Origin of the sequence: Marinitenerispora sediminis (assembly GCF_003336425.1) — a bacterium.
Classification (GTDB): Bacteria; Actinomycetota; Actinomycetes; order Streptosporangiales; family Streptosporangiaceae; genus Marinitenerispora; species Marinitenerispora sediminis.
Map to the genome: position 1 here is coordinate 11,949 of NZ_QEIO01000029.1, position 14,557 is coordinate 26,505.

Here is a 14,557-nt window from a genome sequence, read left to right on the forward strand (position 1 = left end):
CGGCTGCGGAGCGGGAAGAGCTCCGAGCGGCTGCGGAGCGGGAAGAGCTCCGAGCGGCTGCGGAGCGGGAAGAGCTCCGAGCGGCTGCGGAGCGGGAAGAGCTCCGAACGGCCGCGGAGCGGGCTTTCGCCGCCGCGCTCGCCGGGCGGGCAGTCTGCGTCACCGGGCTCGGTGTGTCCGGGCCGCCCGTCGCCCGGGCGCTGCTCGACCGGGGGGCCCGCGTCACGGTCATCGACGGCCGGACCGACGAGGCCACCCGGGAGCGGGCCGAGCGGCTGCGGCACCTCGGCGCGCGGGTGCTGCTCGGCGCCGAGGCGCTCCCCGAGGGCACCGACCTCGTCGTGACCTCCCCCGGCTGGCGGCCGGACGCCGTCCCGCTGGTCCAGGCCGCCCGCGCCGGTGTCGAGGTCATCGGCGACGTGGAACTCGCGTGGCGGCTCCGGCCGGCCGGGCAGACCTGGCTCGCCGTCACCGGGACCAACGGCAAGACCACCACGGTGCGGATGCTGGAGGCCATGCTGCGCGCCGACGGCCGGTCCGCCCGCGCGGTCGGCAACGTGGGCACCCCCGTGGTCGAGGCGGTGTCGCCCGGCCCGGGGGAGGCGGCCGCCGACGTCCTCGCGGTGGAGCTGTCCAGCTTCCAGCTGCACTGGTCGAACTCGCTGCGGCCGCACGCCGCGACGGTGCTGAACGTGGCTCCGGACCACCTCGACTGGCACGGTGGCCTGGACGCCTACGCCGCGGCCAAGGGCCGGGTCTACGCGCCCGGCACCGTCCGGGTGGTGAACGCGGCCGACCCGCTGTCGGGGCGGCTGGCGGACCGGGCCGACGAGGCGGACGCCGCGGCTGGCGCCGCCGCGGCCCGGCGGGTCGCCTTCACGCTGGACACCCCGCGGCCGGGCGAGCTCGGCGTGGTCGAGGACCTGCTGGTGGACCGCGCCTTCGTGGCCGACCCCGCGAGTACGGCCGAGGAGCTCGCCACCCTCGCCGACGTCCGGCCGGCCGCGCCGCACAACGTGGCCAACGCGCTGGCCGCCGCGGCGCTGGCCCGTTCCGTCGGAGTCGCCCCCGCGTCGGTGCGCGCCGGCCTGGCCGCGTTCGCGCCCGAACCGCACCGCATCTCCCCGGTGGCCACCGTCGCCGGCGTCCACTACGTCGACGACTCCAAGGCCACCAACCCGCACGCCGCCGCGGCGTCGCTGTCGGCCTACCCGTCGATCGTGTGGGTGGCCGGCGGCCTGCTCAAGGGCGCCGACGTCGAGGACCTCGTGGCCGCGGCGGCGCCCCGGCTGCGCGGGGCGGTGCTGCTCGGCGCCGACCGCGACCGCCTGCGCGCCGCCCTGGACCGGCACGCGCCCGCGCTGCCGGTCGTGGAGGTGGCGCGCTCCGACAGCGGCGCCATGGCCGAGACCGTGGCCGCCGCCGCGGAACTGGCGCGGCCCGGCGACACGGTGCTGCTCGCCCCTGCGGCCGCGTCGATGGACATGTTCACCGACTACAACGCCCGGGGCGACGCCTTCGCCGCGGCCGTGCGCGCACTCCGCGGCTGAGGCGGTCGGCCCGCGGGCCGACCGCCCGGCGCCGGGCGGACGCACCGCCCGGCGCGCCGCCGCGGGAGCCCGATCCCCGGCCGTTACCGGTGTCACGCTCAGAAAAAAACCCAACACGCGCGTAATGTCCACCGTCGTGTCGTCCCCTGCCACCAGACTTGGTCGACGCTGGGGTCTGCCCGAGGAGCGCCGTGCACGGCGCCGGCCGGCCGCCGGCGCCGCTCTCGCGACGCAGACCGTGCAGGAGGCCGGGCGCGCCACCGGGACCGGCGACCGCCCGCGCCGCCGGGTCGGCGCCGAGGCCCGCCGGGCGCCCCTCTCCCGACCCGGGACCGTGCGGCGTGGGCGGTGCCGGGCGGACGGCGCGGGACCGGGCCCCCGGCGGACGGGCCCAGGGTGACCAGGCGGAGGTGGCGTATGGCGGTGACGGTTCCGTCGGCCGACAGGGCCGACACGCGTCCGCGGGCCGGCGGATCGGTCCAGACGCTCCTGCGGGAGTTCCCGCAGCGGTTGGACCGTCCGCTGACGTCCTACTACCTCATCTTCGGCAGCAGCGCGCTGCTCATCGCGCTGGGCCTGGTCATGGTGCTCTCCTCCTCCATGGTCGACTCCTACACCGAGACCGGGTCGGCGTACTCCCTCTTCCAGAAGCAGATGCTCGCGGCGGCGATCGGCCTGCCGCTCATGGTGGTCGCCTCGCACCTCCCGCTGTCGGTGTTCCGCCTGCTGGGCTACCCCGCGGTGCTCGGCTCGGTCGCGCTGCTGGTGCTCACGGTCTTCCAGGGCCAGGAGTACTACGGCGCCACCCGGTGGCTGGAGATCGGCGGGCTGACCATCCAGGCGTCGGAGCCGGCCAAGCTCGCCTTCGCGCTGTGGGGCGCCAACGTGCTGGCCCGCAAGGACGAGATGCGGCAGTTGCTGGAGTGGCGGCAGCTGCTGATCCCGGTGCTGCCGGGCTGCGGTGTGCTGGTGATCCTGGTGCTGCTGGGGAGCGACCTCGGTACCACCTTCGTGCTGATGGCCATCTTCCTGGCGCTGCTGTGGGTGGTGGGGGCACCGGGACGGCTGTTCCTCGGGATGTTCGTGCTCGTCGTCGCCCTCGTCGGCATCATGATCGCGGTCGAGCCGTTCCGGATGGCCCGGCTCATGTCCTTCCTCGACCCCGAGGCCGACCCGACCGGGTCGGGGTTCCAGCTGCTGCACGGCCTCTACGCCCTGGGCACCGGCGGGGTGTTCGGCGTGGGGATCGGCGGCAGCCGCGAGAAGTGGGGGTTCCTCCCGCACCCCGAGAGCGACTTCATCTTCGCCATCATCGGCGAGGAACTCGGGCTGATCGGAACACTCCTCGTCGTCGGACTCTTCGGGCTCCTCGGCTACGCTGGGCTGCGCGTGGCGTCCCGGGCCCGGGAGCCGTTCGTGCGGCTGGCCGCGGCCTCGCTGACCGCGTGGATCGTCGTCCAGGCGCTGGTCAACATCGGCACGGTCATCGGGGTGCTGCCGATCACGGGCATCCCGCTGCCGCTCGTCTCGGCCGGCGGCTCGTCGCTCATCCCGACCATGCTCGCGCTGGGCATCCTGCTCGCCCTCGCCAAGGCCGAGCCCGACGCCCGTAAGGCCCTTGCCGCACGCGGTCCGAGCCGGGTGCAAAGGGCTCTAAGCTGGCTTGGCCTGGACAATGTGGGCGCCCCCACCACGAAGGCCGCTCGGAACCAGGCCACCATCGGATCGCAACAAGCGAGGAGGAATCGACGACGATGAGGGTAGTCCTCGCCGGAGGCGGCACGGCCGGGCATGTCGAGCCCGCACTGGCCCTGGCCGACGCGCTGCGGCGCGTCGACCCCGACACCCAGATCCTGTGTCTGGGCACCGAGCGGGGACTCGAAACCCGGCTCGTTCCGCTGCGCGGCTACGAGCTGGGTCTGATCCCGGCGGTCCCGCTGCCCCGCAAGATCACGCCGCAGCTGCTCTCCGTTCCTGGCAAGCTGGCCAACGCCATCAGCACGGCCTCGGGGCACCTGGAGCGCATCCAGGCCGACGTACTGGTCGGCTTCGGCGGATACGTCGCCACGCCGGGCTACCTCGCTGCGCGCCGGCGCCGGGTCCCCATCGTCGTGCACGAGGCCAACCCGCTGCCCGGCCTGGCCAACCGGCTCGGCGCGCGGCTGACCCCGCACGTCTTCACGGGCCACCCGAACACCGAGATGCGCAACGGCCGCTACATCGGCATCCCGCTGCGCGAGCAGATCTCCGGCCTGGACCGCCTCGCCGTCGGCGACAAGGCGCGCGCCCACTTCGGCCTGCACCCCGAGATGCCCACGCTGCTGATCTTCGGCGGCTCGCAGGGCGCGCAGACCGTCAACGAGGCCGCGTTCGGCGCCGCCGACGACTTCCGCCGCGCGGGAGTGCAGGTCCTGCACGTGGTGGGCCCGAAGAACGCGAGCGAACCCGAGGACCGCACCCGCGACGGCGTCCCCTACGTCGTCGTGCCCTACATCGACCGGATGGACCTCGCCTACGCCGCCGCCGACGTCGCGATGTGCCGCTCGGGTGCCATGACCTGCGCGGAGCTGACCGCCGTGGGGCTGCCCGGGGCGTTCGTCCCGCTGCCCATCGGCAACGGCGAGCAGCGGCTGAACGCCGAGCCGGTCGTGGAGGCCGGCGGCGGGCTGCTCGTCGCCAACTCCGAGCTCACGCCGGACTGGATCCGCACCCAGCTCATCCCGCTGCTCACCGACACCGACCGCGTCGTCGCGATGTCCGAGGCCGCCGCCAGGCTCGGCCGCCGCGACGCCGACGTCGAGCTGGCTCGCGAGGTCATGGCCATCGCGCGCGGCGACCGGCCGACCCCCGAGATGCCGATCGACGACGGCGACGACGACACCCACCCGGCCGGACCGGGGGACCTCCGATGACCGGGGCCGGAGCGCCGGGCGCGGCCCGCCGAGGCTCCGCCCCCACCGGCCGCGAGGGGGCGGCGTCATGAGCGGCCTGGTGACCCCGACCGACCCCGTTCCCGTCGCCGAACTCGGACGGGTGCACTTCGTCGGCATCGGCGGCGCGGGGATGTCGGGCATCGCGCGCGTGCTCATCCAGCGCGGTGTCGAGGTCTCCGGCAGCGACGCCCGCGACAGCGCGCTGCTGCGCGAACTGGAGGAGCTGGGCGCGCGGGTGCACGTCGGACACGCCGCCGGCAACGTCGGTGCCGCCGACACCGTCGTCGTCTCCTCGGCGATCCGCGCCGACAATCCCGAGCTCGCCGCCGCCCGCGAACGCGGCCTGCGCGTGCTGCCGCGCGCCGCGGCCCTCGGCGCGCTGCTGCTGGACCGGCGCGGTGTCGCGGTGGCCGGCACGCACGGCAAGACCACCACCACCTCGATGCTCACCGTGGTGCTGCGGGAGCTGGGCACCGAGCCCGGATACGTGATCGGCGGCACGCTGGTCACCACCGGCCGGGGTGCCGACGCCGGCGCCGGCGACGTCATCGTGGTCGAGGCCGACGAGAGCGACGGCTCGTTCCTGATGCTCGCGCCGAGGGTCGCCGTCGTCACCAACGTCGAGGCCGACCACCTGGACAACTACGGCGGGCTGGCCGAGATCCACGCGAACTTCGCGGCGTTCACCGAGCGGGTCGCCGAGGCGATGGTCGTCGGGATCGACGACCCCGGCGCGCGCAAGGTGGCCGAGGCGGCGCGGGAGCGCGGCCTGCGGGTGCGCACCTACGGCGAGTCGCCCGAGGCGGACTTCCGGGTCTCCGGCATCGCCGCCCGGGGCTTCGCCACCGAGTTCACGCTCACCGCGCCCGGCGGCGAGCCGCTGCGGTGCGCCATCGCGGTGCCCGGCCGGCACAACGTGCTGAACGCCGCGGCCGCCGTCGCGGTGGCCGACGAGCTCGGGCACGACCCCGAGGTCGCGGTCGAGGCGCTGGCCGCCTACACCGGCGCCGCCCGGCGGTTCGAGCTCAAGGGCGAGGCCGCGGGCGTGCGGGTGTACGACAGCTACGCGCACCACCCCACCGAGATCGCGGCCGACCTGCGCGCGGCGCGCGCTGCGCTGGACAGCGACCCGGGTGCGGCCGACTCCGAGGGGACGCGCGGCCGGGTCGTGGCGCTGTTCCAACCGCACCTGTACAGTCGCACCCGGATCTTCGCCACCGAGTTCGCCGAGGCCCTCACGCTCGCCGACGAGGTCGTCGTCCTGTCGATCTACGCGGCGCGCGAGGACCCCGAGCCGGGGGTGACCGCCGAGCTGATCACGCGCGGCGTCGGACACGACCGGGTCCGCCACGAGCCCGACCGGGCCGCGGCGGTGGACCTGGTGGCGTCGCTGGCCCGGCCCGGCGACATCGTGCTGACGATGGGCGCGGGTGACGTCACCGAGCTCGGGCCGGCCATCGTCGAGCGCCTGGAGCGGGCCGCGGGCTGAGCTGGTCCGCCGCCGGACGATGGAGGGATGCGGTGCGGGAGGCCGACACGGAGACCGGGGCGCCCGCCACCGCGCCCGCGGCGGAGGGGGCGCGCGGCGGCTCCGGCCGCCCCCGGCGCTCGGACCCCTGGAAGGCCGCCTTCGTCGCGCTGCTGGTCGTGGCGGTCCTCGCCGTCGCCGCGTGGCTGCTGCTCGGTTCGCGGCTGCTGGTCGTGCGTGACGTCGAGGTCACCGGGACGCAGCGCGTCGGCCGCGACGAGGTGCTCACCGCGGCCGACGTGCCCACCGGGACCGCGCTGGCCCGGGTGGACACCGAGGCCGTGCGGGAGCGGGTCGCCGACCTCCGGCTCGTGGAGTCGGTGGAGGTGTCGCGTAGCTGGCCGGCCACCCTGCGGGTGCGGGTGACCGAGCGGGCCCCGGCGCTCAGCGTGGCCGTCGGCGAGGGCTACCGGCTGGTCGACGGGGACGGGGTGACGGTCGAGGACGTCGCGGAGCGGCCGGCGGACTACCCGCTGGTCGACGTCCGGGGCGAGATCACCGGGAACCCGGGCATCGCCGAGGCCGCGGCCATCGTCGCGGAACTCCCCGCCGACGTCCTGGAGCGGATCGGGCGGATCGACGCCACCGACCGGGCCGCCGTCATCCTGCTGCTCGACGACGGCGCCGAGGTGGTGTGGGGCGACGGCGAGCGCACCGCGGAGAAGGCGCGGCTGCTCGACATCCTCATGCGGGAGCACCCGCCCACCGAGGAGCGCCGCTACGACGTCAGCGCCCCCGACGTCGCGGTGGTCGAGTAGCGGTGGCCGCGGGCCGGCGCGCTCGGCGCTCGCCGGCGGGCAGGACATTCGGGACGCGACGCGCCGAGCGCGCGTATCGCCTCCTCATGCGACACGCCGATAGGCTGAACTCGTGGTTAGTTGCTCGTCAGCGGGGCGTCAGCCTACTGTCGTAACGCAATACCTTTAGTTGACATAAGTAGGGACTCGGACCATTGCGGGAGAGCGTGGGCAGAGGCGCCCAGGTGCGTTCGCCCCGTCCGGGACCTCGTGACCCGGGGACCGGCCGCGCGCCGGCTCCGGTGCCACACAGCAGACAGTAGATCCGGACAGTCAGGCGGCCGTGCCACCGGCGGCGGGAACGTGGACGTTCCCGCGGGGATGCCGCGGTCGGCTGGCGCAAAGCGAGCGGAAAGGCCCCTCGTCGTGGCAGCACCGCAGAACTACCTCGCGGTCATCAAAGTCGTCGGTATCGGCGGCGGCGGTGTCAACGCCGTCAATCGGATGATCGAGGAGGGACTCAAGGGCGTCGAGTTCATCGCCATCAACACCGACGCCCAGGCGCTGCTGATGAGCGATGCCGACGTCAAGCTCGACGTCGGCCGGGAGCTGACCCGGGGGCTGGGCGCCGGCGCCAACCCCGACGTCGGGCGCAAGGCCGCCGAGGACCACCGCGAGGAGATCGAGGAAGTCCTCAAGGGCGCCGACATGGTCTTCGTGACCGCGGGCGAGGGCGGCGGCACCGGTACCGGCGGCGCTCCGGTGGTCGCCAACATCGCCCGTTCGCTCGGCGCGCTGACGATCGGCGTGGTGACCCGCCCGTTCGGCTTCGAGGGCAAGCGGCGGGCCACCCAGGCCGAGGCGGGGATCGCGATGCTGCGTGAGGAGGTCGACACCCTGATCGTCATCCCGAACGACCGGCTGCTCTCGATCTCCGACCGCCAGGTCAGCGTCCTCGACGCCTTCAAGGCCGCCGACCAGGTCCTGCTCTCCGGTGTCCAGGGCATCACGGACCTCATCACCACGCCGGGTCTCATCAACCTCGACTTCGCCGACGTCAAGTCGGTCATGTCCGGTGCCGGATCGGCGCTCATGGGGATCGGCTCGGCCCGGGGGGACGACCGCGCGGTCGCCGCCGCCGAGATGGCGATCTCCTCGCCGCTGCTGGAGGCCAGCATCGACGGCGCCCACGGCGTGCTGCTCTCCATCCAGGGCGGGTCCGACCTCGGGCTGTTCGAGATCAACGAGGCCGCCCAGCTGGTGGCCAACTCCGCGGCGCCCGAGGCCAACATCATCTTCGGCGCGGTGATCGACGACGCGCTCGGCGACGAGGTGCGGGTGACGGTCATCGCGGCCGGCTTCGACGAGCCCGCTCCCGAGATCGTCACCCCGCCGCGGGCCGCCGTCACCGACCGGGTCGAGCCGCCCGCGCCGCCGCGGGCCGCTCCGCCGCCCGAGCGCCCGGCACCGCCCGCCGAGCCGCAGGTGGAGCGCCCCGCGCCCGAGCCGGTGCGCGAGGACCCGCCGGCCGAGCAGGCCGCGAGCCCGGAGCCCGAGCCGGAGTCCGCCCCGGAGCCGCCGCGGGCGGAGGAGCCCGCGCAGCCGCGCCCCGCGGAGCCGCAGCCGCCGGCCGCGCCGGCCGAGGAGGAGCCGTTCCAGCCGCGGGGCATCCGGCCCGTGGGCGAGGGCGCGTCCGGGACGGTGCGCCGCGGCGGCACGGAGAGCCCGTTCTCCCGCTCCGGTGAGGTGCCCACTCCGCGGCGCCGCGTGATCTTCGACGAGGGCGACGACCTGGACGTCCCCGACTTCCTGAAGTGACCGGTTCTCGGGCCGGCGGTCCTGGGCGGACCGCCGGCCCCGTCGCATCGGCGGTGCGTCCCCGGGGGCGACCGCCGATATTCTTTTCCCGCACGTACTCCCCCCGCCCGCTGGAGGACCGACCCCCGCGATGACTGCCGTGACCGAGATCGGACCGGGCGTCCGCGCCGGATTCACCGAGCGCTACGGCGGCGGTGTCAGCGCCGCCCCGTTCGACACGCTCAACCTGGGGGCGGGGGTCGCGGACGACCCGGCCGCCGTCGCCGAGAACCGCCGCATCGCGGCGAACCGTTTCGGGTTCGACCCCGAGCGGGTGGTGTGGATGACCCAGGTGCACAGCGCCGACGTCGCGGTGGCGGACGCTCCGGGCGACGCGGGCCGGGTCGACGCGGTGGTGACCACCCGTCCCGACCTCGTGCTCGCGACCCTGGCGGCGGACTGCCTGCCGATCCTGGCGGCCGACCTGGAGGCGGGCGTCATCGGCGCGGCGCACTCCGGCCGCCTCGGCACCGTCCGGGGGGTCGCCGCGGCGCTGATCGCCGAGATGGTCAGCCAGGGCGCCTCGGTGGAGCGGGTCTCGGTGCTGCTCGGCCCGGCCATCTGCGGCGCCTGCTACGAGGTGCCGCCCCAGATGCAGGACGAGGTCGCGGCGGGCACGCCCGAGGCGGCGAGCCGGACCCGTGCCGGGACGACCGGGGTGGACCTGCGCGCGGGCGTGACCGCCCAGCTCCGGCGGGCCGGGGTCCGGCGGATCGCCGCCGACGGGCGCTGCACGCTGGAGAGCCCCGAGCTCTTCTCGCACCGGCGCGGCGCCCCGACCGGGCGGCTCGCGGGCTTCGTCTGGAGGGCCTGAGTATGGCCGCGGAGGCGGAGCGGGCGCGGGCCGAGCGCGTCGCGGCGAACCTGGCCGCCGTCCGGCGGCGTGTCGCGGCGGCGTGCGCGGCCGCGGGACGCGCGGAGGACGAGGTGACCCTGGTCGCGGTGACCAAGACCTACCCGGCGTCAGATGTGCGAATACTGACAAAACTGGGCATTATGGACGTCGGTGAGAACCGGGACCAGGAGGCCGCCGCCAAGGCCGCCGAGTGCGCCGACCTTCCCCTCATCTGGCACTTCGTCGGTCAGCTGCAGACCAACAAAGCCCGTTCGGTCGTCCGCTACGCCGACGTCGTGCACTCGGTCGACCGCGTCCGCCTGGCGCGGGAGCTCGGACTGCGGGCACGCGCGGCCGGGCGCGAGCTGAGATGCCTCGTCCAGGTCAACCTGGACCCGGAGTCGGCGGCCGGCGTGCTCGGGCCGCGCGGCGGTGCCGATCCGCGCGACGTCCTCGCGGTCGCCGACGCGATCCACGCGGAGGAGGGCCTCGCGGTCGGCGGTGTGATGGCCGTCGCGCCGCGCGGGGGAGACCCGGCGGAGGCGTTCGACCGGCTCGCCGCGGTCGCCGCGCAGGTCCGGGCTCGCTACCCTCAAGCGACGGCCGTGTCCGCGGGCATGAGCGGTGATCTGGAGGCCGCGATCGAGCGGGGCGCGACACACCTGAGAATCGGTGCGGCGTTGCTCGGCGATCGTGCGGCGAACGTGGGGTAATGTCCCCACATGGACCTTGGCGCCCATCTGTCGAGTTCGCCCAGCGTGGCGGGCCCGGCCGAGAGCCAGCGATAAGTCATCTGCGGTACAGCACCACAGGGACGACGGAGGACAAGAGATGGCCGGCGCGATGCGCAAGATGGCGGTCTACCTCGGCCTCGTGGAGGACGACCGTTACGATCACCGCTATGCGGATGAATATGATGACTTCGAGGATTTCGATGAGGGCGTCGAGGACCGACGTGACCGCGACCTCGAGCCTCGGGGCGGCGATCCCCGCACCCGGGCTGTGACGGAGGCGGATGACTACGCCGTGTCCCACGGAGAGCGACGCAACGTCACACACGCCGCGCCGGCCACCGCCGATCTCGCGCGAATTACCACGCTGCATCCACGCACGTATAACGAAGCGCGTACTATCGGAGAGCATTTCCGGGAAGGCATACCGGTGATCATGAACCTCACCGAGATGGTCGACAGCGACGCCAAGCGTCTGGTCGACTTCGCGGCGGGGCTGATCTTCGGTCTGCATGGCAGTATCGAGCGCGTGACCAACAAGGTGTTCCTGCTGTCCCCGGCTAATGTTGAGGTGACCGCTGAAGACAAGGCACGGATCGCTGAGCGAGGGTTCTTCAATCAGAGCTAGATCATCACAGATGTCCAGGGATTGGGCCGGGGAACGACCGTGAGTATCGTCCAGAACATACTCATCGCCGTGCTGTACCTCTTCATGCTGGTACTCATCGCGCGGCTTGTGTTCGAGATCGTGCAGTCGTTCGCGCGGTCCTGGCGACCCACCGGGTTCGTGCTGGTGCTCGCCGAGACGACCTACACGATCACCGACCCGCCGTTGAGGTTCCTGCGTCGCTTCATCAAGCCCGTACGCCTGGGGAGCGTTGCGCTGGATCTGAGCTTCACCGTCCTCTTCCTCCTGGTGGTGATCCTCATCCAGTTCGTGGCCTGGATCCCGGCCATGTAGCGGGCCGCAGATGTCGGAAAGGTAAGCTCCGGTTCCGATATGTGGTCTTGGTCATGATCTGGATTGCCGTAAGGTCACGATCAGGTAGCGTCCCTACGGACAGAGTCCAAGCGCGCCAAGGAGACGAACATGCCGCTGACACCCGCGGATGTACGGAATAAACAGTTCAGTACGACCCGGCTACGGCCGGGGTACGACGAAGAAGAGGTCGACGCCTTCCTCGACGAGGTCGAGTCCGAGCTCGACCGGCTGATCCAGGAGAACGAGGAGCTGCGCGGCAAGCTCGCGGAGTGCCTGCGGGGGAAGGTGCCCAACGCGGGCATGCAGGACTTCCAGCCGCAGGAGCCCCAGCTCGCCCCGGAGCCGCCGCCGCAGCCCGAGCCCCCGCGGCCGGAGCCGGTCAAGCAGCCGGAGCCCATGCCGCAGATGGCCAGCATGGGACTGCCGGGCGCCGAGGACAACATGGACACGGCCGCCCGGGTGCTCGCGCTCGCCCAGCAGACCGCCGACCAGGCGATCTCCGACGCGCGCCGCGAAGCCGACGAGACCCTCGGACGCGCCCGCCACGAAGCTGACGACATCCTCGGCAAGGCCCGCCGCCAGGCCGAGCAGATCGTCAACGAGGCGCGCGCCCGCTCCGAGAACCTCGACCGCGACGCCCAGGAGCGGCACCGCCAGGTCATGGGCTCGCTCGTGCAGCAGCGCGAGGAGCTGGAGCACAAGGTCAGCGAGCTCAAGGACTTCGAGCGCGAGTACCGCAGCCGGCTCAAGGACTACTTCGAGCGGCAGCTGCGCGAGCTCGCCGAGGGGGCCAACGACCACAACGCCCCGCCCACCACCACCGGTGGGTTCCAGACGATGGCTCCGCCGACCGGGGGCACCCCGGCGCTGCAGCACGCGGGTCCGGGCGGTGCACCCGCCGGCAACCCGTTCGCCCAGCCCGAGCCCGCGCAGCACGGTGGCTACCACCCCGGTGACGCGCCGCACGACCGCCGCTGACGGTCGGCGAGGCGTCACCACACGACCCCGTGAGTTCCTGAAAAGGCCAACCCTCCAGTGATCATCGTTTGCCTCGTCGCCGTCGTCGCGGCCCTGGTCGTCATCGGCGTGGCAGTGGCGCTCGCAGAGCTGACTCTCGTGTACATCGCTCTCGGACTGGGCGCCGTGGCAGCGGTACTGCTGGTCGTGGAGTTCGTCCGCAACCGGGCGGAGCTCCTCGGCGGGCGGCGCGGTGATCTCGCATGGGGGACGGCCGCCCCGGTGTCAGCGGCTGGGACGGACGGTTTGGGGAAGGCGTCCGTCCACTCCGCTCCCACCAGGGAGGGCTACGCGGCTGGCCCGGGGAGCGTCCCGGCGGCCGCACGGCAGCCGGCGCCCGTGGTGCCGGCCGGACACCCATGGGGCAGCAGTGCGCCCGCACCCGCGCCGGAACCCGAGCCGGTGCGGGCGGTCGCGTATCCGGCGCACACCGGGGGAGGGGCGCCGGCTGTGGACGTACCCCGGTCCGACCCGAACCCGGATCGGACGCACGACGCGGACCCCGGCGCGGCCACCGCCGCGTCCGGCCAGTCGGAGCGGCCGGAACAGCCGACCGCGCCGGTGGAGACCGCGCACAGCCCCGAGAACCGCGACGCGGATCCCGCCGAGGGGGAGGGAACGGCGCCGGACGACGCCCGGTCGCCCGACCGGGCGGAGACGGTCGCCGTGCCGGACCCCGAGCCGGTCACCGCCGACCCGGAGCAGCGGCCGGAGCCGGCCGGCGCTCCGCGGACCGGGGAGGACGCCGCGGCTGACGACGGCGGCGCCTCCCGGCCCCGGCCCGCTGAGGACTCCGAGGACTCCGAGGACGGCGGGTCCGACCTCGTCGAGCCGGGCAGCGGCCGCTCCGAGACCCCGCCGGCCGACCCCGAGGCCGAAGACTCCCATGACGCAGCGGCGACCGCCCCCGCCCCGACCGAAACCCCGTCCGCGCCCGAAGCCGCGCCCGAGGCCGCCGCAGGGCCCGCGACCCCCGACATCGAAACGGCTGACACCGCCGCCGAATCCACGTCCGCCGAGGCCGACGCGGTCGAGTCCGCGCCCGGCCCCGACGAGGACGGGACCGGTACCGAAGTGCCGGCCGCCAGGTTCTCCTCCTCCGTCGTTGCCGACCCTCCGGCCGCCGCAGCCGATCCCGAACCCGCGGAGCCGACCCCGGCCGATGACCGCGCCGAGCGGCTCGACGGCGCTGCGGCCGGCTCCGAGCACGCCGGCGACGAGGCGGACCCCGCCCCGGACACCGTGCCCCACGAGGCCGCCGACACCGACCGCCCGGGCGCCGGCGAGCCCGAGGACGAGCGGGACGCCGAGACCGCCGCCAGCACGGCCGCCGGCGGCGACACCGCCCCGGAGCGCACCGGAGCCGTCCCGCGCCAGGCCGATGAGCCGGACCCGGAGCCGGACCCGGACGCCACCGCGGTGCTCCGGCGCCCCGCCTCCGGCACCCGGACCACCGACCGCGACGACTGAGCCCGCGCCAGGGCCCGCCGATCCCGCGCGGCGCCCGTCACGCCCGCTCGGACGGCCGCACCGCGGGGAACCGGTAGCACAGCACCCGGGCCATCCGCCGCACCGCCGGGATACGGACCAGCATCCGGTACGCCCACGGCAGCTTGGCCAGGTCGGCGGGTGAAGCGATGCCCGGGGCGCTCACGAACACCAGCCCCGGAACGGCCGCCTCCAACTCTCCCGCATCGTCGATCCCCCAGCGCAGGGCGGCGCCGGTCGCGCGCAGGGTGCGGTGCAGCGCAGCCAGCCGCAGCGCCCGCCGGGACAGCGCGTCGAACGCCGCCTCCCCCTGCGGGAACCGCCCGACGATTCCGCGCAGCAGCGCGACCACCGCCCCCTCCTCCAGGTAGGGAAGCACCCCCTCGGCGACGACGGCCACCGGGCGCTCCGACGGGACCTCCGCGAGCCAGGCGGAGCCGGTGAGCGACGCTCCGAGGAGGTGGTACTCCCCCTCGGGCGCGGGCAGCAGCCGCCGGCGCAGGTCCACGACGTCGGGGTAGTCGACGTCGTACCACGCCCCCGAGGGCGGGACCCCGATCCGCAGCGCCCGGCTGTCCAGACCGCATCCCAGATGCAGCACGGCGGCGCCGGGCTCGCGGGCGAGCATCTCCAGCGCCAGCCGGTCGAAGGTCCTGGCGCGCACCGCGACGCTTACCGTATCGGTGCGCCGAGTCCGCAGCCGGCGGAAGTCGTAGTCGAGCGCGGCGACCGCCTCCACCGCCCACGGGTCGGCCAGGACCGGATCCGGCGCGGCGCTCTGCACCGCGCGCGCGTACAGGGTGGCGAGCATCGTCGCCTTCGTGCCGGTGAAGGCGACCTTCGGCGTGTCGGGGCTCATGGCGCCCTCCTGACCGCGGCGACCGCGCACTCCCATGCTT

At 74.3% G+C, this 14,557-nt stretch carries 12 protein-coding genes and 1 pseudogene; 12 read left to right on the plus strand and 1 reads right to left on the minus strand.

Features of this window, described 5'->3' with window-relative positions:
* Positions 1–131 precede the first annotated feature (131 nt).
* The 12 genes and pseudogenes from murD to DEF28_RS08105 form a co-directional block, all read left to right on the plus strand.
* Positions 132–1,550: pseudogene (gene murD, locus DEF28_RS08050) on the plus strand (UDP-N-acetylmuramoyl-L-alanine--D-glutamate ligase); the annotation flags it as partial.
* Positions 1,551–1,967: 417 nt separating this feature from the next.
* Positions 1,968–3,308, plus strand: a complete 1,341-nt coding sequence (gene ftsW, locus DEF28_RS08055; protein ID WP_114396418.1) for a putative lipid II flippase FtsW — start codon at positions 1,968–1,970, stop codon at positions 3,306–3,308.
* Complete coding sequence (gene murG / locus DEF28_RS08060) at positions 3,305–4,462, plus strand: undecaprenyldiphospho-muramoylpentapeptide beta-N-acetylglucosaminyltransferase (protein WP_114396419.1); 1,158 nt, start codon at positions 3,305–3,307, stop codon at positions 4,460–4,462. The genes ftsW and murG overlap by 4 nt, the downstream gene beginning before the upstream one ends.
* A gap of 67 nt (positions 4,463–4,529) precedes the next feature.
* On the plus strand, positions 4,530–5,972 hold the full coding sequence (gene murC / locus DEF28_RS08065) for a UDP-N-acetylmuramate--L-alanine ligase (protein ID WP_114396420.1): 1,443 nt from the start codon (positions 4,530–4,532) through the stop codon (positions 5,970–5,972).
* A 32-nt stretch (positions 5,973–6,004) separates the two neighbouring features.
* The gene (locus DEF28_RS08070) at positions 6,005–6,769 is read left to right on the plus strand and encodes a cell division protein FtsQ/DivIB (RefSeq protein ID WP_114396421.1); all 765 of its coding nucleotides are present in this window, start codon (positions 6,005–6,007) and stop codon (positions 6,767–6,769) included.
* Positions 6,770–7,174: 405 nt separating this feature from the next.
* Positions 7,175–8,566 carry a cell division protein FtsZ gene (gene ftsZ / locus DEF28_RS08075; RefSeq protein WP_114396422.1) on the plus strand — a complete coding sequence of 464 codons (1,392 nt, stop codon included), beginning with the start codon at positions 7,175–7,177 and terminating at the stop codon, positions 8,564–8,566.
* A gap of 130 nt (positions 8,567–8,696) precedes the next feature.
* Positions 8,697–9,419, plus strand: a complete 723-nt coding sequence (pgeF, locus tag DEF28_RS08080) for a peptidoglycan editing factor PgeF (RefSeq protein ID WP_114396423.1) — start codon at positions 8,697–8,699, stop codon at positions 9,417–9,419.
* Positions 9,420–9,421: 2 nt separating this feature from the next.
* Complete coding sequence (locus tag DEF28_RS08085) at positions 9,422–10,153, plus strand: YggS family pyridoxal phosphate-dependent enzyme (protein WP_114396424.1); 732 nt, start codon at positions 9,422–9,424, stop codon at positions 10,151–10,153.
* A 118-nt stretch (positions 10,154–10,271) separates the two neighbouring features.
* Positions 10,272–10,799 carry a cell division protein SepF gene (locus tag DEF28_RS08090; protein ID WP_114396425.1) on the plus strand — a complete coding sequence of 176 codons (528 nt, stop codon included), beginning with the start codon at positions 10,272–10,274 and terminating at the stop codon, positions 10,797–10,799.
* Between the two features lie 39 nt (positions 10,800–10,838).
* Positions 10,839–11,132, plus strand: coding sequence for a YggT family protein (locus tag DEF28_RS08095; RefSeq protein WP_114396426.1), 294 nt, complete (start codon positions 10,839–10,841; stop codon positions 11,130–11,132).
* 129 nt (positions 11,133–11,261) lie between these two features.
* Complete coding sequence (locus DEF28_RS08100) at positions 11,262–12,131, plus strand: DivIVA domain-containing protein (protein ID WP_114396427.1); 870 nt, start codon at positions 11,262–11,264, stop codon at positions 12,129–12,131.
* Positions 12,132–12,188: 57 nt separating this feature from the next.
* Positions 12,189–13,640, plus strand: a complete 1,452-nt coding sequence (locus DEF28_RS08105; RefSeq protein WP_114396428.1) for a hypothetical protein — start codon at positions 12,189–12,191, stop codon at positions 13,638–13,640.
* Positions 13,641–13,677: 37 nt separating this feature from the next.
* Here DEF28_RS08105 and DEF28_RS08110 read toward each other — a convergent pair whose 3' ends face one another.
* Entirely contained in the window at positions 13,678–14,517 is an 840-nt protein-coding gene (locus DEF28_RS08110) for a class I SAM-dependent methyltransferase (RefSeq protein WP_158562779.1), read from the minus strand.
* Between the last annotated feature and the right edge of the window lie 40 nt (positions 14,518–14,557).

What these genes read in the sequence shown, in the direction of transcription:
- DEF28_RS08090 (WP_114396425.1), top strand. Translation starts at nt 10,272, where the DNA reads ATGGCCGGCGCGATGCGCAAGATGGCGGTCTACCTCGGCCTCGTGGAG.
- ftsW (WP_114396418.1), top strand. Translation starts at nt 1,968, where the DNA reads ATGGCGGTGACGGTTCCGTCGGCCGACAGGGCCGACACGCGTCCGCGG.
- DEF28_RS08085 (WP_114396424.1), top strand. Translation starts at nt 9,422, where the DNA reads ATGGCCGCGGAGGCGGAGCGGGCGCGGGCCGAGCGCGTCGCGGCGAAC.
- DEF28_RS08110 (WP_158562779.1), bottom strand. Translation starts at nt 14,517, where the DNA reads ATGAGCCCCGACACGCCGAAGGTCGCCTTCACCGGCACGAAGGCGACG.
- DEF28_RS08100 (WP_114396427.1), top strand. Translation starts at nt 11,262, where the DNA reads ATGCCGCTGACACCCGCGGATGTACGGAATAAACAGTTCAGTACGACC.
- murC (WP_114396420.1), top strand. Translation starts at nt 4,530, where the DNA reads ATGAGCGGCCTGGTGACCCCGACCGACCCCGTTCCCGTCGCCGAACTC.
- murG (WP_114396419.1), top strand. Translation starts at nt 3,305, where the DNA reads ATGAGGGTAGTCCTCGCCGGAGGCGGCACGGCCGGGCATGTCGAGCCC.
- pgeF (WP_114396423.1), top strand. Translation starts at nt 8,697, where the DNA reads ATGACTGCCGTGACCGAGATCGGACCGGGCGTCCGCGCCGGATTCACC.